At 67.3% G+C, this 21,009-nt stretch carries 21 protein-coding genes; 6 read left to right on the top strand and 15 right to left on the bottom strand.

Translation table 11 applies throughout. The features are described 5' to 3' along the window. Positions 1 to 376: 376 nt before the first annotated feature. Positions 377 to 1,771, bottom strand: a complete 1,395-nt coding sequence (gene hisS / locus ACSYAO_RS09170; RefSeq protein WP_005413164.1) for a histidine--tRNA ligase — start codon at positions 1,769 to 1,771, stop codon at positions 377 to 379. Between the two features lie 126 nt (positions 1,772 to 1,897). Here hisS and ACSYAO_RS09165 point away from each other — a divergent pair, with 126 nt between their 5' ends. Continuing rightward, positions 1,898 to 2,650, top strand: a complete 753-nt coding sequence (locus tag ACSYAO_RS09165) for a Crp/Fnr family transcriptional regulator (protein ID WP_005409422.1) — start codon at positions 1,898 to 1,900, stop codon at positions 2,648 to 2,650. 102 nt (positions 2,651 to 2,752) lie between these two features. Here ACSYAO_RS09165 and thrC read toward each other — a convergent pair whose 3' ends face one another. The 3 genes from thrC to thrA are packed head-to-tail and all read right to left on the bottom strand — an operon-like array spanning position 2,753 to position 7,484. Beyond that, positions 2,753 to 4,039, bottom strand: coding sequence for a threonine synthase (gene thrC, locus ACSYAO_RS09160; protein ID WP_076738984.1), 1,287 nt, complete (start codon positions 4,037 to 4,039; stop codon positions 2,753 to 2,755). A gap of 29 nt (positions 4,040 to 4,068) precedes the next feature. Further along, positions 4,069 to 4,983: a homoserine kinase gene (locus tag ACSYAO_RS09155; protein WP_076738983.1), complete on the bottom strand. Its 915-nt coding sequence runs from the start codon at positions 4,981 to 4,983 to the stop codon at positions 4,069 to 4,071. After that, positions 4,980 to 7,484: a bifunctional aspartate kinase/homoserine dehydrogenase I gene (thrA, locus tag ACSYAO_RS09150; protein ID WP_043035073.1), complete on the bottom strand. Its 2,505-nt coding sequence runs from the start codon at positions 7,482 to 7,484 to the stop codon at positions 4,980 to 4,982. The genes ACSYAO_RS09155 and thrA overlap by 4 nt, the downstream gene beginning before the upstream one ends. 27 nt (positions 7,485 to 7,511) lie before the next feature. Here thrA and ACSYAO_RS09145 point away from each other — a divergent pair, with 27 nt between their 5' ends. Then, positions 7,512 to 7,832, top strand: coding sequence for a hypothetical protein (locus ACSYAO_RS09145; RefSeq protein ID WP_162292024.1), 321 nt, complete (start codon positions 7,512 to 7,514; stop codon positions 7,830 to 7,832). Between the two features lie 9 nt (positions 7,833 to 7,841). Here the strand turns inward: ACSYAO_RS09145 and ACSYAO_RS09140 are convergent, their stop codons facing one another. Together ACSYAO_RS09140 and ACSYAO_RS09135 are read right to left on the bottom strand one after the other, a co-directional pair. Next, on the bottom strand, positions 7,842 to 8,792 hold the full coding sequence (locus ACSYAO_RS09140) for a DMT family transporter (protein WP_043035072.1): 951 nt from the start codon (positions 8,790 to 8,792) through the stop codon (positions 7,842 to 7,844). 119 nt (positions 8,793 to 8,911) lie between these two features. Then, positions 8,912 to 9,610 (bottom strand): helix-turn-helix transcriptional regulator, encoded by a 699-nt coding sequence (locus ACSYAO_RS09135; RefSeq protein WP_005409417.1) that lies wholly within the window; start codon positions 9,608 to 9,610, stop codon positions 8,912 to 8,914. 81 nt (positions 9,611 to 9,691) lie between these two features. On the opposite strand from ACSYAO_RS09135, the gene ACSYAO_RS09130 reads away from it, so the two are divergent. Next, positions 9,692 to 10,471: a DUF6491 family protein gene (locus ACSYAO_RS09130; RefSeq protein WP_043035071.1), complete on the top strand. Its 780-nt coding sequence runs from the start codon at positions 9,692 to 9,694 to the stop codon at positions 10,469 to 10,471. Here ACSYAO_RS09130 and ACSYAO_RS09125 read toward each other — a convergent pair. The 3 genes from ACSYAO_RS09125 to ACSYAO_RS09115 form a co-directional block, all read right to left on the bottom strand. After that, positions 10,468 to 11,520, bottom strand: a complete 1,053-nt coding sequence (locus tag ACSYAO_RS09125) for a linear amide C-N hydrolase (RefSeq protein WP_012480021.1) — start codon at positions 11,518 to 11,520, stop codon at positions 10,468 to 10,470. The genes ACSYAO_RS09130 and ACSYAO_RS09125 overlap by 4 nt on opposite strands. A gap of 69 nt (positions 11,521 to 11,589) precedes the next feature. Then, on the bottom strand, positions 11,590 to 12,003 hold the full coding sequence (locus tag ACSYAO_RS09120) for a DUF6691 family protein (protein ID WP_005409414.1): 414 nt from the start codon (positions 12,001 to 12,003) through the stop codon (positions 11,590 to 11,592). After that, positions 12,000 to 12,437, bottom strand: a complete 438-nt coding sequence (locus tag ACSYAO_RS09115; RefSeq protein WP_043035070.1) for a YeeE/YedE family protein — start codon at positions 12,435 to 12,437, stop codon at positions 12,000 to 12,002. The genes ACSYAO_RS09120 and ACSYAO_RS09115 overlap by 4 nt, the downstream gene beginning before the upstream one ends. An 86-nt stretch (positions 12,438 to 12,523) precedes the next feature. Between ACSYAO_RS09115 and ACSYAO_RS09110 the strand changes: the two genes are divergently transcribed. Continuing rightward, positions 12,524 to 12,844, top strand: coding sequence for an ArsR/SmtB family transcription factor (locus tag ACSYAO_RS09110; RefSeq protein ID WP_043035069.1), 321 nt, complete (start codon positions 12,524 to 12,526; stop codon positions 12,842 to 12,844). A gap of 15 nt (positions 12,845 to 12,859) precedes the next feature. Here ACSYAO_RS09110 and ACSYAO_RS09105 read toward each other — a convergent pair whose 3' ends face one another. The 5 genes from ACSYAO_RS09105 to ACSYAO_RS09085 are packed head-to-tail and all read right to left on the bottom strand — an operon-like array spanning position 12,860 to position 18,676. Then, positions 12,860 to 12,994: a hypothetical protein gene (locus ACSYAO_RS09105; protein WP_005413152.1), complete on the bottom strand. Its 135-nt coding sequence runs from the start codon at positions 12,992 to 12,994 to the stop codon at positions 12,860 to 12,862. Positions 12,995 to 13,048: 54 nt separating this feature from the next. Continuing rightward, a complete protein-coding gene (locus ACSYAO_RS09100; protein WP_043035068.1) occupies positions 13,049 to 14,182 on the bottom strand; it encodes a hybrid sensor histidine kinase/response regulator in 1,134 nt (377 codons plus the stop codon). Further along, a complete protein-coding gene (locus ACSYAO_RS09095; protein ID WP_005409409.1) occupies positions 14,179 to 14,754 on the bottom strand; it encodes a chemotaxis protein CheB in 576 nt (191 codons plus the stop codon). Before ACSYAO_RS09095 ends, ACSYAO_RS09100 begins: the two co-directional genes overlap by 4 nt. After that, on the bottom strand, positions 14,754 to 15,578 hold the full coding sequence (locus tag ACSYAO_RS09090; RefSeq protein WP_005409408.1) for a CheR family methyltransferase: 825 nt from the start codon (positions 15,576 to 15,578) through the stop codon (positions 14,754 to 14,756). The genes ACSYAO_RS09095 and ACSYAO_RS09090 overlap by 1 nt, the downstream gene beginning before the upstream one ends. Then, a complete protein-coding gene (locus ACSYAO_RS09085) occupies positions 15,575 to 18,676 on the bottom strand; it encodes a hybrid sensor histidine kinase/response regulator (protein ID WP_043035067.1) in 3,102 nt (1,033 codons plus the stop codon). The genes ACSYAO_RS09090 and ACSYAO_RS09085 overlap by 4 nt, the downstream gene beginning before the upstream one ends. Positions 18,677 to 18,827: 151 nt before the next feature. On the opposite strand from ACSYAO_RS09085, the gene ACSYAO_RS09080 reads away from it, so the two are divergent. Further along, positions 18,828 to 19,991: a two-component system sensor histidine kinase NtrB gene (locus tag ACSYAO_RS09080; protein WP_394764588.1), complete on the top strand. Its 1,164-nt coding sequence runs from the start codon at positions 18,828 to 18,830 to the stop codon at positions 19,989 to 19,991. Then, on the top strand, positions 19,981 to 20,340 hold the full coding sequence (locus ACSYAO_RS09075; protein ID WP_005409405.1) for a response regulator: 360 nt from the start codon (positions 19,981 to 19,983) through the stop codon (positions 20,338 to 20,340). Before ACSYAO_RS09080 ends, ACSYAO_RS09075 begins: the two co-directional genes overlap by 11 nt. Positions 20,341 to 20,371: 31 nt before the next feature. Here ACSYAO_RS09075 and ACSYAO_RS09070 read toward each other — a convergent pair whose 3' ends face one another. Continuing rightward, positions 20,372 to 20,938 (bottom strand): TetR/AcrR family transcriptional regulator, encoded by a 567-nt coding sequence (locus ACSYAO_RS09070; protein WP_005409404.1) that lies wholly within the window; start codon positions 20,936 to 20,938, stop codon positions 20,372 to 20,374. Positions 20,939 to 21,009 lie beyond the last annotated feature (71 nt).

The raw sequence follows: 21,009 nt of genomic DNA, 5'->3' as shown, positions 1-21,009 counted from the left end.
GCGCGTTAGTACATTAGCGCATTCTTGCGCACTGCGTCAAATCTGGGGGGATTTGTGGGCAGGGCTGCGCCCTGCACCCGCTAGATGCCGAAGCGACGTCAAATGCTGGATGGCTGAGGGTTGGCGGGGTGGGTCCGGTGGCAGGGGACGCCGTAAACCCGTCCATGGGGGCTTGTCCGCGGCATCCATGCCGCGGACACCCCTGCCTCCGGCCCCACCCCGCCGTCGACAGTTTCCTGCGAGCTGTTGGAACAGCAAGGGGTCGGATCCGTTTTCTGAAGGAAAACGGCTCTGACCCCGGAACGCGGCCCGGAAACGAAAACGCCCACCGGGTGGTGGGCGTTTCGTGGCGTGTCGGCGTGCGGCCAACCGGCCGTTACATCACCTTCGACTGCTCCAGCTCGACCTGCAGGGTGCTGGCCAGCTCGTCGCGGGAGACCTCGAACTGCTGCTCGCGCAGCAGGTCCTTCACTGCCACCACGCCGCGCGCCAGCTCGTCCTCACCGGCCAGCACCACGAAGCGGATGCCGGCCTTGGCTGCGTACTGGAACTGCTTGCCGATCTTCTTCGGCTCCATCTGCACTTCGGTGTTGATGCCACCGGCGCGAAGGCGGCGCGCGATGTCCAGCGACTGCGGCATGCCCTGCTCGTCCATCAGCGCCACCAGCGCCTGCACGCTGCTGCCCTCGATGCCATCGATCAGGCCGGCTTCGCGCAGCTGCCAGAACAGGCGCGACAGGCCGATGGAGATGCCCACGCCCGGCAGCTTCGACTTGCTGTAGTGGCTGGCCAGGTCTTCGTAGCGGCCGCCCGAGCAGATCGAACCGATCTGCGGGTGGTCGGTCAGCGTGGTCTCGTAGACGGTGCCGGTGTAGTAGTCCAGGCCGCGCGCAATGGAGAAATTCAGGCAGTACGCGGTTTCCGGCACGCCCAGCGCCTGCACCAGCTGCAGCACTTCGCGCAGTTCGGCGACGCCGGTACGCAGGATCTCCGAAGAACCGGCGTCGGCTTCAAGCGTGGCCAGCTGCGCCAGTGCATCGGCATGGCCCTGCGAACGCACGGCCACGAACGCCAGGATCTTCTCGACCTGCTCGGCCGGAATCTCGAAGCCCTCGCCCACCAGCGTCTCGCGCACGTAATCGGCGCCGCGCTTGTCCAGCTTGTCCACTTCGCGCAGCACTGCCAGCTGGCGCTCGCCCTCCGCCACGCCCAGGCTCTCGAAGAAGCCACGCATCAACTTGCGGTTGTTCAGCTGGATGCTGAAGTCACCGATGCGCAGTTCCGAGAACACCGCGTGGATGACCGCCAGCACTTCGGCGTCGTATCGCACGCTCAGGCTGTCCTTGCCGATCACGTCGATGTCGCACTGGTAGAACTCACGGAAGCGGCCGCGTTGGGCGCGCTCGCCGCGGTACACCCGCTGCATCTGGTAGCGACGGAACGGGAAGGTCAGTTCATGCTCGTGCTCGGCCACGTAGCGCGCCAGCGGCACGGTCAGGTCGAAGCGCAGCGCCATTTCCGGCAGCGAACGGTCACCCGATTCGGCGGCGTTGGCCAGCGCACCGGTGGACTGCACGAAATACACCTGGCGCTCGGTCTCGCCACCGGACTTGGTCAGCAGCACGTCGGACAGCTCGAACACCGGCGTCTCCACCGGCAGGAACCCGAAGCGCTCGTAGTTGCGACGGATCACGTCCAGCATGCGCTGGAACGCAATCTGCTCGCGCGGCAACAGTTCAAGGGTGCCGGGCGGGGTACGGGGCTTGATCACGGGCGGAACTCCTGCTGGAACGGGACGTGGGAGGGGGCGACATTCTAGCGCCCCCGCCTCGGGCAGGGTCGAACGGCCGCTTGAAGTATCATAAGGCCCTCCCCGCCCGCGATACGCCCCCGCAACATGTCACGGCCTTCCGGCGCTCCGCCCGCCACCAACGATCCCGCCTCGCCGTCCTGCAACACGCTGGACTGCCTGCACTGCTCGGTTCGCCACCTTGCGGTGTGCTCGGCGCTGTCGCCCGATGAAGTGCAGGCACTGGAACAGGTCACCGTTTCCCAGCAGGTCAGCATGGGCAGTACCCTGGCCCGCACCGGCGAAGAGCGCGACCATGTCTATACATTGACCGGCGGCGCCCTGCGCCTGGTGCGCACCCTGGCCGATGGCCGCCGCCAGATCAATGGCTTCGTGCTTCCTGGCGACTACCTGGGCCTGAGCGGCAGTGACCACCACCGCTACGATATCGAGGCCATCGCAGACAGCCGCGTATGCCGTGTCGCGCTGCCGCAGATGAAGGCGCTTCGCAGCCGTTTCCCGCACCTGGAACGCAAGCTGCTGCAGCGTGCCTGCCAGGAGCTGGACGCCGCCCAGGATGCCGCGCTGGCACTGGCGCGGCTGCAGCCGGCCGAGAAAGTGGCCGACTTCCTGCTGCGCCTGGCCGCGCGCGAGGCCAAGCTGGGTGGCGATGGCCTGCGCGTCTCGCTGCCGATGGGGCGTGGCGACATCGCCGACCATCTGGGCCTGACCATGGAAACGGTCAGCCGTACCTTCACCAAGCTGCGCCAGCAGGGGTTGATCGCCCTGCCCCACCTGAACGTAGTGGAGATCCTCGACGAGGACGGGTTGCGCACGCTGGCCGGTGAAGGGTTGATCTGACCGCATCGCGGTTGGCTGGGTTGCCGGCCAGCGGCCGGCACTACCAGGTGGACGCAGCACGGGTAGTGCCGGCCGCTGGCCGGCAACCACGTCCATCTCCGGTCAACGCAGCAACACCTCGCGCAACGCCGCATACTCCGCGGCCAACGGTTCCGCGTGCGCGGGCCGCTGCAGCAACGCATCCAGCGCAGGCGGCACCGCCACCGTTTCGCCGATCAGCGGCTCGACCACGGCCTCGAACTTGGCCGGGTGCGCCGTGGCCACCACCGCCCAGTCGCCCTTGGCGCCGCGCGCACGCAGGTCCTGCAGCACCTTCACCGCTGTGGCCGTATGCGGGCAGAACAGTTCGCCGTTGCTGGCATGCGCCGCCGCAATCGTCGCGCGGATGGTCACGTCATCCACCGCGAACGCGCGGAACGCAGCGCGCAGCTCGGCGTCATCTCCGAGGTAAAGCCAGCGCAGGCGTTCAAAGTTGCTGGGCGCCCCCACATCCATTGCGTTGGCAACCGTGGCCACACTGGCCTGCGGCTGATAGTCGCCACCGTTGAAGTACGCCGGCAGCACCGCATTGGCATTGTTCGCCAGCACGATCTGCCCGATCGGAACGCCCAGCGCGCGCGCCAGCACGGCCGCCATCGCATTGCCCAGATTGCCGGTCGGCACCACCAGGTTGAGCCGACGACGATGCGCTGCGTAATGGGTCAACGCCGCATGTGCGTAGTAACTCATCTGCGGCAGCAGCCGGCCCAGGCTGATGCTGTTGGCCGAGCTGAGCGGCACCTGCGCCTGCAGGTCACGGTCGGCCAGCGCCTGCTTGACCATGGCCTGGCAATCGTCAAACGCCCCGGCCACACGCAGCGCCTGGATGTTGTCGCCGAAGCAGCCAAGCTGATGCGCCTGGCGCGGTGACACGCGGCCATCCGGGTACAGCACCACCACACGCACGCCCGGCTGGCGGTGGAAGGCTGCCGCCACGGCGGCACCGGTATCGCCAGAGGTGGCGACAACGATCGTCAGGTCGCGGTCCTTGCCGGCCTGCAGCCGCGACAGTGTTCCGGCCAGGAAGCGCGCACCGATATCCTTGAACGCCGCCGTCGGCCCATGGAACAGCTCCAGCACATGGTCACCGCCGCCCAGTGGACGCAGCGGCACCGGAAAGTCGAACGCCTCGCGGCAGATCGATGGCAGCGCCGCCTCCAGAGCATCACCTGCGAAGAACGGTGCCAGCAGATCGGCGGCGGTATCGGCCAGCGTTGCGCCGGCCCGCAGCTCACGTGGCGCCGGCAGCACCTGCGGAACATACAGCCCTCCATCGGGCGCCAATCCTGCAGCGATCGCCGCACTGAGGCCAACGGCCGGGGACTGACCCCGGGTCGAAACAAATTGCATGGGTTCGGTATCCAGTAAAGGGGAAGGATTCAGCACAAGCGGGCTCCCGCTGCATCCAGCGGCGACACCCAGGCATCGCTGTCGAAACCGGCGGCGGCAAATGCCGCCTGCACCGGTGCGGCAGCGGCGCGGGCCTGGTCGGCGTCCTCGAACCAGGCGAACACGCTGGGTCCGGCACCGGAGATGCCCGCACCCATTGCATGGGCCGACAGCGCCGCATCGCGGGCTGCTTCGAAACCTGCAATCAGGCCGGCCCGCCGTGGTTCGACCAGCACATCGCGCAATCCAGCCCGCACCAGCGCCGCATCACTACGATGGCAACCACTGAGTACCAGCGCGAGGTTCGCACTCTGTGCCACGAATTCACCCAGCGCGTAGCTGCCCTGCAGCACCTGGCGCGCACGGCGTGTTTCCAGCACCGCGTGCGGATGCACCAGCAGGCTGTGCCAGGCCGCCGGCACAGGAATTGGCAGCAGGCGGTCGGCCGTACACAGCGCAAGACCACCCAGCAGCAGCGGCCCCACGTTGTCGCCGTGGCGGCCACCGCTGGCCACTGCCTCGCCATCGAGCGCAAACGGATACAGCGCCTCACGCGACAGCGGTGCATCCAGCAGCGCGTTGCCGGCAACCAACGCCGCAACGCATGACGCTGCCGAACCGCCCATGCCGGAACCGAACGGAATGCCCTTGTCGATCTCCACCGCGAATCCGAAATCCAGGCCCAGGCCTTCGCGCAGTGACGTCAGCGCAGCGCCGGCGGTGTTCCCGGCTGCCTCCAGCGGCAGCTCGACCGCACTGCCACGGATCGCCTCGATGCGCACCAGCGGTTCATCGATGCGGCGCACGCTCACGGTATCGCCAACACCGGCGATGGCATGACCAAGAATGTCGAAGCCCACCGCCACGTTGGCCACCGAGGCCGGCGCGAACGCACGTGCGATCACAGGCGCGCTCCTTCACCGGCCGCGACCCGCAGCAGGTCGGCAAACACACCGGCGGCGGTGACTTCCGGGCCGGCCCCCGGACCCTGCACCACCAACGGGTTGTCGCAGTAGCGACGGGTACGGAACTGCACCACGTTATCGGTCAACCGAAGGTTGGCGAAGGCGTGGTCGGTGGGCAGTTCCTGCAGGCCCACCGAGGCACCGTCAGCGCCCAGCCGTGCCACGTAGCGCAGCACCGCGCCACGCGCCCGCGCGTCCTGCAACCGCTGCAACAGGCTGGCATCGGACTCGCCCAGCCGCGCCATGAAGTCATCCACGCTGCCGTCGCGCAGCAGCGCCGGCACCAGGCTTTCCACCTGTACCTGTTCCAGGCTGAGCGCGTGGCCGGCCTCGCGGGCGAGGATCACCAGCTTGCGCGCCACGTCCACGCCCGAAAGATCATCGCGCGGGTCCGGCTCGGTGTAGCCCATCGACCGCGCCTGCGCGACCAGCTGCGAGAACGGCTGACTGCCGTCGAAGCGGTTGAACAGCCACGCCAGCGTGCCGGAGAAGATGCCTTCGATCGCCAGCACCTCGTCGCCCGTATCGACCAGATCACGCAGCGTGGTGATCACCGGCAGGCCCGCGCCCACCGTGGCTTCGTAGCGGAAGCGCGCACCACTGGCCGCCGCAGCAGCACGGATGCGCTGGTAGCGCGGCAGCGGGCCAGCACCGGCCTGCTTGTTCGGGGTCACCACGTGGATGCCGGCAGCCAGCCAGCCCTCATAGCGCTCGGCCACGTCGGCGCTGCCACTGCAGTCGATCACCACCGCATGCGGCAGGTGCGCGGCCAGCAGATGTTCGGTGAAGCGATCCAGGTCGCTGGGCTCGCCCGCGTCCTGCAATGCCTCCCGCCAATCGGCGTGCAGGCCATCCACTTCCATCCGCATGCGCGAACGCGAGGCCAGCGCGCGCAGGCGAAGATCCACATTGGCCTTGGCCAGCAGCTGCGGGCGGGCCGCCAGCAGCTGGTCCAGCAGTGCCGCGCCGACGTTGCCCGGCCCGATCACACCGACCGCGAACGTCTGCGGCGACAGCCAGAAGCCCGCATGTGCGGCCCGCAATGCGCGGGTGGCATCGGCACTGTCCACCGCCACAGAAATATTGCGCTCCGACGAGCCCTGCGCGATCGCCAGGATGTTCACCTGCGCGCGTCCCAGCGCCTCGAACAGGCGCGCCGCCACACCGGGCTGGCCGGCCATGCCGTCACCCACTGCCGCCAGCACGCTGACGCCCTCACTGACCTGCACGCGCTGCACCTGCCCTACCGACAGTTCATGCGCGAACGCGTGCAGCAGTGCCTCACGGCCACGCGCCGCTTCGGCAGCGCGCACCACGCAGCAGATCGAATGCTCTGACGAACCCTGCGAGATCATCACCACCGACACCTGCGCCTGGCGCAGCGCCGCGAACACGCGCTCGGCGGTACCGGGCACACCGATCAGGCCGGTGCCTTCCAGGTTCAACAGGGACAGCCCGGGGCTCAGGGTCAGGCCCTTCACCGGCCCGCGCGGCGAGCGCTCGGCGCTGATGCGCGTCCCCGGATGCGCCGGCTGGAAGGTATTGCGGATGAAGATCGGCAGGCCGAGGCGGATGGCCGGCGACATCGTCTGCGGGTGCACCACCTTGGCGCCGAAATAAGCCAGCTCGCAGGCCTCGTCGTAGCTCAGTGATTCCAGCTGCACCGCTTCGGGCACCAGTCGCGGGTCGGCCGACAGCACACCGTCGACGTCGGTCCAGATGTGCAGTTCATCGGCATTGAACAACGCGGCGAAGATCGCGCCGGAATAGTCGCTGCCATTGCGGCCGAGCGTGGTGATGCGGTCATGGCGGTCACGGGCAACGAAACCGGTGGCGACCAGGCGCATCTGCGGATGCCGCAGGCGCCACTTGGCCAGGCGGTCCGCGCTGGACTCCCAGTCGACATCCACACCCAGTTCGCCATGCCCGACCACCAGCACGTCGCGTGCATCGAGTACCGCACAGTCTTCGCCCAAGGCACGCAGGTGGGTGCCAAGCAGTTGCGCGGAGAATACTTCGCCCAGGCCCTGCACGCGGTCGAGCACTTCGCGCGGCAGCTCGCCGATCACCGCCAGCGCCGCCAGCACTTCGGCCAGTTGATCGAAGCGGGCGTCGATCCATTCGACGGTCTCGCCCACCTGCTCGCCCAGCAGGGCCACGGCGGCGCCACGGTGACGCGCGCGCAGCGCATGCCAGGCCTCGCGCCAGGCTTCGTCGCCCTTGGCCGCCAGCTGGGCCAGCTCGATCAGCGCGTCAGTGACGCCCTTCATTGCCGAAACGACAGTGACCTGCAGCGATTCGGGACGGGCCAGCAGCAGGCCCGCGACATGGCGGTAGCGTTCGGCATCGGCCACCGAGGTGCCGCCGAACTTGTGCACGACGATGGACGGTGCAGCCAGATCGGCCGGGGCAACGGGATGAGCGGGGGCGTGGGAAGACATGCAGACCTCGGCAGGAGGCCCCGTCGCATGCAGGTGTCGAGTTTCCCCGCCACCTGTATGGTGCGGGGCCGTGGTTTTCGGGAGTTACACGAAGACGACGGGCCGCACCAGGGCAGTGGTGACGGTGGTGGTGGTAATGGTGGTGGTGGCGACCGGCGCAGTCGAACGGCCCGCGGTAGCGGGAGCGATCAGGCTGGCGTGGGCGGCATCAAGAACCATGACGCACAGAAAACACTGTGCGCCGGCCTGCTGTCAAGTGCTGCGATGCAAAAAACCAGTGCCGCGATCATCGCTCAACGTGCCGGCATTTGGTTGCATCTGAGACCAAGGCAGCATCAGCACGCTTGACGCACGCATTCAGTCGGCATGTTCGGCGATCGCCCGTGGACTACGATGGGCATGCGCGCACAGCATCACGCCGGCCACCAGGAACACGATCGCCAGCGCTTCCAGCAGTGAAGGCCAGCGCTGCTGCCAGGCGAAGGCATACGCCAGCGCGAACAGCGTCTCGAACACGATCATCTGTCCGGTCAGGGTCAGCGGCAGCAGGCGGCTGGCGCGGTTCCAGAACGCATTGCCGAGGATCGAGGCCACCACCGCCACACCGGCACTGATTGCCCAGAAACCACTCCACTGCGCCGCCGTGTGCCCGCTGGTGTGCCCGATGAAGGCCATCGGCACCAGCAGCAGGGCCAGGCCGCCGGTGGTGACGCCGGTCAGCAGCGACCAGTCGTGGCTGGACAAGTCCGGTCGACGCGCCAGCCAGCGGCTGTTGCCGATCGAGTACAACGCCCACGAGAACAGCGCGCCGAACGCGCACAGCAGGCCGATCAGGCGCTGCCGCCACGGGGTTGCCAGGTGCTCGGACATCAGTGCTTCCCAACCAACCAGGGCCACGCCCAGCACGCACAGGCCCAGTGCCGGCAGCAGCTGTTTCAAAGGCACTGCACCCTGTTCGCGCACGCCGACCAGGGTGACCACCACCGGAATCAGGCCGACAATCAGCGACGCCGCCGCACCGCCAGCCCACTGCACCGCCGTGGCCAGCAGCAGGAAGTACACCAGGTTCCCGGCCAGGCTCAGCCACAGCAGCCCGATCCATTCGGTGCGACCCAGCTGGGGTGCCAGCCGCTTCCAGCGCGGGAGCAGCAGTACTACGGCGATCAGGCCGTAGACCAGATAGCGACCGGCCGACAATTGCAGGGCGTTGAACGACTGCAGCACGGCGGGCGCGAGGAAGACCACGCCCCACAGCGCGCCAGCGGCAACGCCATTGGCGATGCCCAGGGCCATCGGGTTGTTGCGCATTCGGGTTCTTCGGGGGGAGAGAACAGGCCGCGCAGTGTAAGCGCTGGCCAGCGGGCGCTCTTGACCGAGGCTATTGCCCTGACCGGCCGCGCGTGTGCAAAGCCGAGCGTGGCTCGACCCTACAGTCCGGCGCCCCGGCGCCACGCTGCGGGAGTCTGGCCGCACTCGCGGCGCAGCGCGCGGGTCAGTGCGCTCTGCTCGGAATAGCCCGCGGCCAGCGCGATATCGCTGATCGGCGCCACGCTGGTGCGCAGCTGGTGCTTGGCCCAACGCAACCGGCTTGCACTGAGCCAGGCCTGCGGGCTGAGCCCGAACTCCTGCCGGAACAGCGCATGCAAACGGCTCTCGCTGACCCCGACGAACCCCGCCATGCGCGCCACCGGCCACGCCTGCCCGGGGTCGGCCTGGACCGCCGCACACAGACCCTGCATGCGCGCGCCACTGCCGGCAGGTGCAAATACCTGCAGCAACTGCGGCAGCAGCGCCGGCATTGACTGCCCTGCCTGCACCTCAGCCAGGCGTCGGCGCAATGCCAGCGGCAGATGCAGCCAGCGCTGCCGGCACAGATGCTCCTGCGTGCCGTCATCAAGTACGCCCGGAGGACAGTCAACGATCACGAAACCATTGGGACCATCAGCCATCTGGTCATGCGCCTCACCGGCGGCCACGAATGCCCCCTGCAGCACGTCCAGCCGACCTCCGCGGCCTTCCATTTCGAACTGCAGTTCACCCTGCACTGGCAGCACCCACTGCGCGTAGTCATGGCGGTCCAGGCCGGTGGCCTGGCCGTAGTGCCGCAGATGGAAGATGGCGCCCATGCGGGCAGTGTGCGCGTGTAACAACGGCCGTGCAAACCGTTGCTATAGTCGATCCGTCATCCAACGCAGGGAGTGCAGGACATGACCCATCAGCAGGTGTCCCTGGCGCTCGCCACCGGCCTCGGCCTGGCGCTCGCAGCTTCGGTCTCCGCACAGGCGCGTACGCCACCGGCTCCGCACTGCATGAACGCTGTCGGCGTACAGGAAGTGGAGCAGGCATCACCGCGCTCGATCGCACTGCGCGCCGCCTCCGGCCAGCCCTTTCGGATCGACTTCAACGAAGATTGTCCCGGCGTCCGCAGTGCCACCTCGCTGAAACTGGAAGCCCCCGCCGGCTGGGCCTGCGGCCGCCCCAGCGAACGCGTCGTGGTCGACGGCCGCCAATGCACCATCAGCGCAGTCACCCCGCTGCAGAATCGCGACTATGCCAGCGTCGCCCGCGACAGCGAGCGCCTGCGCACCGCTACCCTGCCTGCCGTGACCATCCGCGAACGCAAGGAGGTGCGTCGCAGCTTCGGCGGCTCACCGTCCTACTGCTTTGCCACGCGCAACGTGCGTGCCTGGTCATCCGACCCGCAGGGCATGCTGGTGGAGACCAACCCGCGCCGCAATGGCGGCCATCGCTACTACCGGGTAGAACTCGGCAGCCACTGCCGCCAGCTCGACCGCACGCCGCAGCTGAGCTTCCACTCGGGCCTGCAGAACGGCCTGATCTGTGGCAATCCCGGCGATCGGATCATGACTGCCGAATTCGAGACAGACGATCTGCGCGGTGAAAGCATCGCCCCGCTGCCGCAGTACACGCGCGGCAGCTGCACGATCCAGGCGGTCTACCCGGCCTCCAGCCAGGCGTCGAACTAACCGTCGACGCCGAGGAAGGCGAACGGTGCGCTGGGCACGAACTGGCCCAGTGCATCACCGGCGAAGGTATTGCGCTGGTCCTTGCCGAGGTCGAGCTTGAGTACCTTGCCGGCGAAATCGACCTTGTTCAGATCGACCCAGAAGGTGTTCGGGGTCAATGCCGATTCGAAGAAGTACAGCCGCCGCTTGTGGTCGGCCACGGTGCGCCAGCGCGTGGATGAGATGTTCGGCTCACCCGGCGTGGTGATGCCATACGGCACCGACGCGTTGCGGATCACGCTGAACACGCTGGCCAGGGCCTCCACCGGATCCTCGGCCTTGGGAATGGCGTTGATGTAGAACGAGGCGCGCGCGAAACGGTCAGCAGAGCGGTTGGTGCCCGGCAGCATCACCGTGCCGCCGATCTGCTGCCAGTAGCTGTTGAGCGCCAGCTGCTGCTCGAAGATCGGCGAATTGGTCATCACCTGGTAGCGCCGGTCATGGTGGATCACCTGGCGGCCGCCGATGTACTCGACGATGGCACTGTCGCCGCTGGCATCGGACAGCGAAAGGTGCAGCGTCGCCTGCCGATCTTCACCGGGCACCTTGTCGGTGACGATCGAGTACGGCTCGCGCTTCAACGCGGCGACCGCCTCTTCCACGGTAGCGAAGTTGTCCAGCACATACTGCGCCCACAGCGAAATCGCCAGGCCCGGCTTGTTGCCACGCTGCTGCGGATACTCCGATTCGACCAGCCACAGCAGGTTGGCTACCAGGCCCTTTTCGTTCATGCCATCGGTGGTCGACACGTCGTAGCCGGTGGCCACCACCGAGCCGTAGCGCGCGGTCCACGCCAGCGACTTCGGGCCGGCCTGGCCGGTGCGCGCAATGCCGCGCGGCAGTATGTAGAGGTTGGTCGCCACATCGACCTTCCAGTCCATCGAGCGCGCGGTGATCACATCGCCGTTGTCACCCAAGTACACCGCGCGCGTGCAGGCCAGTGCCGGTGCCACGGCTGCGGCCAGCGCGACCGCCAGCATTCCCCTTCCCATCCACTTCATCCGTGCCATGTCGTTGCACTCCTTTTCCCCGTGATCCGAAGATAGGACCCCAGGCAGGGTGAGACAGGGGTGAAAGCCTCAACGGACGAAGCGGTCGTGCAGCCAGAATCCTGCAAGCATCGAAGGCACGAACCACAGGGCTTCGCGCGACGCCACGGCCACCCCGGCGATGGCCGGGCCTGGGCAATAGCCCGCCCAGCCCCAGCCGATCCCGAACAGCGCGGCACCCAGCAGCAGGCGAGCATCCACACGCCGGGTAACAGGCAGCCGGAAGCGGTCTGCGTACAGCGGCTGCTGTCGCCGCAACACCCACCGCTGCCCGATCGCGCTGACCAGCAGCGCCGAGCCCAGCACCCACAGCAGCGTGGGATCGAAGTCACCGGTGATGTCGAGGAAGCCGAGGACACGACGCGCGTCGGTCATTCCCGAAAGTGCCAACCCCATGCCAAACAATGCGCCCGCCGCGCCGGCGGCCCAGACTGCGCGGCTCATGTTGGGCCTCCGCCATGACGGACCAGGAAGGTGGTCAGCATCGCGCAGGCCATGAACACCAGCACGGCCGCCAGCGATCGCTTCGAAGCGCGGGCCATGCCGCACACACCGTGACCGCTGGTGCAGCCGTTGCCCAGCCGCGTACCGAAGCCGACCAGCAGGCCGGCTCCCATCAACTGCCATGCCGGCAGCGCATCACGCAGCAGCGCACGCGGCGATGCCTCGGGCACCGATTGCCACCACAGCACCAGCCCCGCCGATGCGGTCAGGCCGGCCAGGAAGGCCCAGCGCCAGGCACGCTCGCCCTTGCCTGCGCGCAGGCTGCCTGCGGTGATGCCGCTGATGCCCGCCACGCGTCCGATGGTGGCGAGCAACAGCACCGCGGCGGCGCCGATCAACGCACCACCTGCCGCCGCACTCCATGGCAGGTTCATGCCCTGCCCTCTTCGCTGCCGTACATGGGATTGCCCATTTGTTTAGATTATTCTAAATTAGATCATTCTAAACAAAATGGTCAACCATGGCCCGGACCCAGCTCGACAGCGCCGCGATGGCCGAACACGCGTCGCAGGCAGCCACGCTGCTCAAAAGCCTGGCCCACCCGGCCCGGCTGCGGGTGCTGTGCCGCCTGGTGGAAGGTGAAGCGTCGGTACCGGAACTGCAGGCACTGACCGGCCTGAGCGCATCGGCGTTGTCACAGCATCTGGCGGTGCTGCGCGGACTGGATATCGTGGCGACCCGGCGCGAAGCGCAGGCGATCCACTACCGGGTTCTTGAAGGGCCCGCACTGGGCGTGCTGCAGGCGCTGCATGCGGCGTACTGCGGTGCTGCTTCGCGCTGAATCCGGCGCAGACCATCAGCCTGCGTGCAGCGCCGGCTGCACCACCTGATCGAGCAGGTCCACTGGCGTCGGTGCCGAACGATCGCCCTGCAGGCGCCGGGAGAATCCGGACCAGTCACTGCAGGAAAGCTGGCGAGAATAGGCACCCACGCTGGCAGTTGCGGACCAGTCCGTCTCAGTCCGCCGGAACGCTGGCCGAAGCGTTCAGGTTGCCGCCAAGACCGTGCCGTCGCAGCGTCGTGGCAGCATTGCCTCGAACACCACCTGGCCCGCTTCGTTGCGGGCCGCAATGCGCCCGCCGTGCGCGCGGACGAACTGATCGACGATGTACAGGCCCAGGCCCAGGCCCTTGCTCTGGTGGAAGCTGGCCTTGAACGGTTCGAACAGTCGCGGCAACAGCGCGTCATCGATCCGGCCGGCGTTGCTGACCCGCAGCAGTACGCCGCGCGGGTCGCGCCCATCCACCTCCACCCTCGCCTCGCTGCCATGGGTCAGCGCATTGCCGACCAGGTTGGCGGCGACCTGGCCAAGGCGATCCAGATCGCCCTGCAGCCGCGTGTCTCCCTGCAGGTCCAGGTGGATCCGGTCCGCCCCATGCGCGCTGCCCGCCTCGGCGACTACCGCGCGCGTCACGTCGGCCAGATCGCAGGCACTTGCCTCCAGCCTCAGGCCACCGCTGCGGATCCGCGAAAAATCCAGCAGCTGCTCGACCATCCGCGCCATCCGCAGGGTGCTGGCTTCCAGGTACTGCAGGGTCTGCTGCGCGCCTGCGTTGTCTTCCGGAAGCTCCAGCGCCAGCTTGTCGGCACACAGCAGGATCGCCGACAACGGCGTGCGCAGGTCGTGGGTCAAAACGGCAGCCATCGTCTCGTTGAGCTTCAGCGCGCGCTCCAGTGCCTCGTTGCGCGCCTTCAGCAGCTGCCGCTGCTGGTACAGCTCGATGAAGACGTTGACCTTGCTCAGGATCACCTGCGGCGCCACCGGCTTGTGCAGGAAATCGACCGCACCGCTTTCGTAGCCCTTGAACACGCGCAGGGGATCATCCGGAGAGGCGGTCAGGAAGATGATCGGCACGTCGCGGCTGCGATGCGAACCGCGCATCAGTTCGGCCAGGGTGAAGCCATCGATCTCCGGCATGTGCACGTCAAGCAGGGCCAATGCCACCTCGTGCTCGAGCAGCAGCTCCAACGCCTGCGCGCCCGAGCCGGCCAGCAGCAGGTTGACCCCTTCGCGCTGCAGCAGGGCCTGCATGGCTACCAGGTTCTGCGGCACGTCATCGACGATCAGCAGGTTGACCGGGGTCCGCGACTGCGCAGGTTCCGGTGGCAACAGGTTCATGCAAACAACTCCTTCAGGCGGCGACACATCAGTTCAAGGGGCAGCACGGCATCGGCGCCGGCGTACTGCAGGGCGGAAGCGGGCATCATCGACGCCTCGGCTTCCTCGGGACATTGCAGCCAGGCATGGCCACCGGCACGGCGCACGGCGGCAACGCCCTCGCTGCCATCACTGCTGGCACCGGTCAGCAGCAGGGCCAATACCTGCGCGCCGAACACCGCCGCAGCGGAGTCGAACAGCGGATCGATGGCCGGACGGGAAAACAGCACCGGTGCATCCACCGACAACGCCACCGCCCCCTCGTCCTCCACCAGCAGGTGGTAATCCGGCGGCGCGAACGTCACCGTGCCCGGCTGCAACGGCTGCTTGTCTTCGGCTTCGCGCACCGGCAACGCGCAGTACGGCGCCAGCACCTCGGCGATGCGGCTGGTACGGTCACGCGGCAGGTGCAGCACGGCCAGTACCGGTACCGGCAGCTTCGCCGGCAGTGCACCGAGCACCGCCTGCAGGGCCGCCACGCCACCGGCGGACGCGCCGATCACCAGCACGGCCGGACGCACCGGCAGCGTCATCAGGCCACCTTCCGGTACAGGCGGTGCTCTCGCGAACAGACCTCGAAGGCATCGTGGTGGCACCCGAACTGCAGCGACTCCTTGCTGCCCAGGCCAAGGAAGCCCCGGTGCACCAGCGCTTCGCGGAACAGGCCGACGGCACGATCCTGCAGGTCGCGGTTGAAATAGATCAGCACGTTGCGGCACGACACCAGGTGCACTTCGGAGAACACGGTATCGGTGGCCAGGCTGTGGTCGGCGAACACCACGTTGCGGCGCAGTTGGCGGTCGAACACCGCACCATCGTAGGCGGTAGCGTAGTAGTCCGACAGCGACGCGGTGCCACCGGCGGCCAGGTAGTTGCGGCTGAACTGGGCCATCCGGTCGATGCCATAGGCGCCCGCCTCGGCGGTGGCCAGTGCGGCCGGATTGATGTCGGTGGCATAGACGATGCTGCGCTCGAGCAGGCCTTCCTCATGCAGCAGGATCGCCAGCGACCACACTTCCTCGCCCGTGCTGCAGCCGGCCACCCACAGCTTCACCGAGGGATAGGTACGCAGCACTGGCACCACCTGCTCGCGCAGCTCACGGAAATACGCAGGGTCACGGAACATCTCCGAGACCTGCACGGTGAAGAACTGCATGGCCTGGGCGAACAGGTCCGGCTCGTGCAGCAGCCGGTACTGCAGGTCGACCAGCCGCTCGCACTCATAGCGCTGCATCGCCTGGCGCATGCGTCGGCGCAGCGACGACACCGCATAGCTGCGGAAATCGTAGTGGTAGCGCTGGTACAGCGCCTCCAGCAGGACCTTCAGTTCGAGGTCGAACAGCGCCTGTTCGTTCATTGCCGCGAGCACCAGACCCGGCACAGCGAGACCAGCTTGTCGACGTCGATGGGCTTGGCGATGTAATCGTTGGCGCCCGCCTGCAGGCAACGCTCACGGTCGTCAGGCATGGCCTTGGCAGTCAGCGCGATGATCGGCAGGTCCTGCAGGTGACGCTGCGCGCGGATCTCGCGCATCGCGGCCAGGCCATCCTTCTCCGGCATCATGATGTCCATCAGCACCAGGTCGACTTCGCGCTCGGCCAGGCGGTCCACTGCCTCCTGCCCATTGCGCGCGATCTCCAGCGTCACGCCCAGCGGCTCGAGCACGCTGGACAGCGCAAAGATGTTGCGCACGTCGTCCTCGGCCAGCAGTACGGTGCGTCCATCGAGCACGGTGTCGCGACGGCGCGCCTCGCGCAGCAGGCGCTGCTGGTCGGTGGGCAGGCTGGCTTCCACGCTGTGCAGGAACAGGGTGACTTCATCCAGCAGGCGTTCGGGCGAACGTGCGCCCTTGATGATGATGCTCTTGGAATAGCGGCGCAGGCGCTGTTCTTCCTCGCGACCGAGCGCGCGACCGGTATAGACGATCACCGGCGGGAAGCCGACGTCATCGTTGCCGGCCATGTGTTCGAGCAGGTCGTAGCCGCTGCCGTCAGGCAGTGACAGGTCCATCACCATGCAATCAAAGGTGACCGTGCTGAGCTGCTCCAGCGCGCCAGCAAGCGTTCCCACGGCGACGATCTGCAGCTGATCACGGCCCAGCAGCAGTTCCAGGTTGTGGCGCAGCTCGCTGTCGTCCTCGACGATCAGCAGGCGCCGCACGTCGCGCTGGCTGGTCTGTTCCAGCTGCTCGATGGCGCTTACCAGGCGCTCGCGCGTGGTCGGCTTGATCGCAAACCCGATCGCGCCAAGCTCGCGCGCCACCTGGCTGCGGTCCGTTGCCGAGACCACGTGCACAGGAATATGGCGGGTATCGGGGTTGCGCTTCAGGCGCTCCAGCACGCTCAGGCCGGACACGTCCGGCAGGCCGATATCGAGCAGGATGCCGTTCGGTCGCAGTTCGCCGGCCAGGGCCAGCGCCTCTTCGGCCGTCCCGGCCACCACGCAGTCGAAATCCAGTTCATGGGCCAGGGCCACCAGCGCTTCGGCGAACGTGGCGTCGTCCTCGACGGCCAGGATCAGGCGGCCCGGGTGCTGGCGACGACCGCGGTCGTCGGCCACGCTGGGCACCGTCGTCGTCGGCGCCACCGGAGCCCTTGCTGGCACCTGCATCGCCGGCACAGCGGCCGCGACCGGCGAGGCCACGGGGGCTGCGGCGATGTCCGCGGCGCTCGACGCGGGCGCGCCCTGCAACGGCAGTTCCAGAATGAAGCAGCTGCCACGGCCCGGTTCGCTGTCGACCTGGATGCTGCCGCCCATGCGCTCGGCCAGATCGCGCGAGATCGACAGCCCCAGGCCGGTGCCACCGTAGCGGCGACGGGTGCTGCCATCGGCCTGGCGGAAGGCTTCGAAGATGACCTGCAGCTGCTCGCGGGCAATGCCGATACCGCTGTCGCAGACCTCGAAACGGATGCGCCCCTGGCCGGCCGCGCGCACGTGCAGGCTGACCTTTCCATGCTCGGTGAACTTCACCGCATTGGCCAGCAGGTTCTTCAGGATCTGCTGCAGTCGCTGGCTGTCGACCATCAGCTGGCTCGGCGCCAGCGCATCGGCCTCGATCTGCAGGGCCAGGCCCTTCTGCCGCGCCATCGGCTCGAAAGTCTCGCGCAGGCGCTGCAGCACGCTGTCGGTCACCACCACTTCATCGGCCAGCTCGACGTGGCCGGCCTCGATGCGCGACAGGTCCAGGATGTCGTTGATCAGCGCCAGCAGATCGTTGTTGGACGACAGGATCGCACGCGCATACTTCACCTGTTCTTCGGTGAGCGTGCCGTCCTTGTTGTCGGCCAGCAGCTTGGCCAGGATCAGCGAGCTGTTCAGCGGCGTGCGCAGTTCGTGCGACATGTTGGCCAGGAACTCGGACTTGTAGCGCGATGTCGCGGCCAGTTCGTTGCTGTTGCGCACCAGCTGGCTCTGCGCGACCAGCAGTGCCTGCTTCTGCGCCTCCAGCTCGTGGGTCCGCTCTTCCAGCTGGACGTTGCTCTGTTCCAGCTCGGCCTGCTGTTCTTCCAGATGGCTCTGCGACTGCAGCAGGCTGCGGCTCTGCTCTTCCAGTTCCTCATTGGCCACGCGCAGCTCTTCCTGCTGGGCCTGCAGCTCCTCGCCCTGGCGCTGCGATTCCTCCAGCAGCACCACCAGTTGTGCGCGCAGCAGCGATGCACGCAGCGCCATGCCGATGGTCTCGGCGCAGCGCTCCAGCAGCTCGCGATCCAGGTCGCGCTGCGCACCCGCCCGGGCGCGTCCCAGCTCGACGATGCCTACCACGGTGCCGTCACTGCTGATCGGCGCCAGGATGCGCTCGCGCACCGGCAACCGCCCCAGGCTGGTCTGCAGTTCAAGTACGGCATCGTCGCTGCCCTCCAGGTGACGGATGCACTCATCCCGCGCCACCTGCCCGGCCACGCCCTCCTGCAATGCCAGCGACGCCGGCATGCCGGACGGCAACGCCAGGCCGCCGGTCAGCTGCAGTCGTCCGCCTTCCAGCCGGTACACGGCGCCGACGTCGGCCTCCAGTTGCGCGCCCAAGCTGGTGGCTGCCGCCTCGGCAATCTGCTCCGGGCCGAGGTCGCCGCGCAGGCTCATCGCTACCGCGTTCTCGGCCTCCTGCAGCCACAACGCCCGCATTGCGTCCCGGCGTGCCTGGATCGCGCGGGAGACGATCAGCGCGATCATCAGGAACGCACAACCACCGATGCTTCGGTTGACCAGCGAGAACGCCGAGTTCGAGCTGGCCGGGGCGATGTTGAAACCGATGACCAGCAGGACGCAGGCGAGCACAGCCACGATGAACGGCGCGCGCGCACTGCGCTGGAACACCGTGACGCCCACGGCCAGGAAATACGCCAGCCATACTGCATAACCGAGCGGTACCACCAGCTCCAATGCGATGGTCGCAGCCAGTAGCACGGCGGACGTCATCCAGATCCAGCGGTCACGCGTAGTCGCACCAGGACGCATGCAGGTCGGTTCCAGAACAAAAAGGGTGGGTGATGGTACTCCGTGTCGTATTCAGCCGCACAGGACAAATGGCACGTGTCCCGCCTCCACGCCTCCTTCACACTTGAATGCCTAGCTTCACGTCCCTCACAGGGGTAACACTTATTTTTACGTGGACGCTGCCGCCTCTACGACGTCCGTGCTGACGGACCCTTCCCGCCAACTGCGACTGCTGATCGACAGCGTGCGCGACCATGCGCTGTACCTGCTTGATCCTGATGGCATCGTCTGCAGCTGGAACCCTGGTGCGGAGCGCATCAAGGGCTATTCAGCCGATGAAGTGGTGGGCACCCACTTTGGTCGCTTCTACCTGGCCGCCGACCGCGAGGCAGGAGAACCGCAACGCCTGCTCCGTCATGCAGCGCAGCATGGCCACGTTGCCAATGAGGGCTGGCGGGTACGCCGCGATGGCTCGTCATTCCGTGCCAGTGTTGTCATCGAGCCGGTGGTTGAAGCGGGTGAGCTGCTCGGCTTCGTCAAGATCACCCGCGACATCACCGAGCAGTGGCAGGCACAGCGCCTGCTGCGTGATGCCCAACGAGCGCTGCGCAATACCCAACAGTTCGAGACCGTCGGCCGACTCAGCCGCGGCCTGTCGCACGAGTTCAACAACCTGCTGACCACCATCGGCAACGCACTGGACCTGCTGTCCCTGCGCGTTGGCGGTGACGATGCGCGCGCCGCCGAGCTGCTCGATGCCGCGCAGAGCGCGACCGATCGTGGTGCGCTGCTGACCCGCCAGCTGCTGGCGTTCAGCACTGGCCAGACCCTGATCCGCGAACCACTGGATATCAATGTGCTGATACAGCAGTGGCTGCCGGACCTGCAACGCGCCTGCCCGTCCACGGTGATGCTGGATGCCAAGCTGGCACCCGGCCTGCCTGCGGTCAACACCGATGCGCTGCAGCTGCAGACGGCGCTGGCCAATCTGGTCGCCAATGCCGCCGATGCTACCCTTGAAGGCGGCCGCATCCTGATCGGCACCGCGCTGGAGCATCGCCTCGACCCGGACGCGGACTCCACGCTGCAACGTGGCTATGTCACTCTCAGCGTCTGCGATGAAGGCCACGGGATGGCGGCCGACATCGCCGAACGGGCCACCGAGCCCTTCTTCACCACCAAGGACATCGGCAAAGGCAGCGGCCTGGGCCTGAGCCAGGTGTTCGGATTCACTACCCAGAGCGGCGGCTTCGTCGACGTGTCCACCACGCCCGGTGTCGGCACCACGGTCAGCCTGCTGCTACCCGCAATGGAGGACCCTGCCGATGACCGATGACCCGATCCGCGTACTGATGGTGGAAGACCAGACCGATCTGCGTGAAATGATCGGCTTGGCCCTGCGCGACCTCGGCATCGATGTGGCCACGACCGCCGATGGCCACGAGGCGGCGGAACTGCTCAAGGGCGAAGCACGTTTCGACGTGGTGTTCAGCGACGTCAGCATGCCCAACGGCATGTCCGGCATCGAGCTGAGCGAGCATGTGGCACGCGAACAGCCGCAGGCACGGATGATCCTCTCGTCCGGCTATGCCCGCTCGCAGCTGCCGCCGCTGCCCGAGCAGGTGGAGTTCCTGCCCAAGCCCTATCGCCTGCGCCAGCTGGTGCAGCTGCTCAGGCAGGCGTAAGCCACGGCGCTCCCGCAGGAAACCCCTGCGGTCAACCCATCATCGCCCCGCGCTGGAACGACGCCAGCAGCGTAGAGGCTGCCGCTGCCGGCGCCAGCCGACCGCGTGCCAGTGACCAGGTGATGCCGTAGAAACAGCTCCAGTAGAAGTCCGCGAGCCACACCGCGGTGAAACCGACGTTGAACTCTCCGGCCGCCTGACCCCGCAGGAAGAAGGCCTCGAAGCGCTCGCCGATCGGCGCCCAGCGCTCCGGCAGCAGGTGCAGGTCGCCCAGGCGCTGCTGTTCTTCCATCATCCGTGCGAACAGCAGCGTCACCAGCTCCCAGTCCGCCAGCAGCGTGGCGGTGACCTGCTCCAGCACGTGGCGTGCATCACCGCCCTGGTCGAACCAGGCCGCCGCAGCTTCCACGCGCTCGAAACCGGCCGCGAACAGGGCCTCGTCGATCGCCTCCCGGGTAGGCGCAAACCGGTACAGGGTCGCGCGGCTGATGCCCGCCCCGCGCGCGAGTTCGCTGAGGGTGCAGCGTGGATGGCTGACCAGGGTGGCCGCCAGCGCATGGGGCAGGTCGCGTCGTGTACGTGCTGCGGCAGGTCGCATGAAAAGCGATGGGGTGTGGGCTGGCCCTCACGCTAGCATGAATCATCAATTAATAAACTGAATCAAATATG

The organism is Stenotrophomonas sp. STK16_22 (assembly GCF_051984505.1).
Classification (GTDB): domain Bacteria; phylum Pseudomonadota; class Gammaproteobacteria; order Xanthomonadales; family Xanthomonadaceae; genus Stenotrophomonas; species Stenotrophomonas maltophilia_A.
This window is presented reverse-complemented; position numbering and strand designations above follow the sequence as displayed.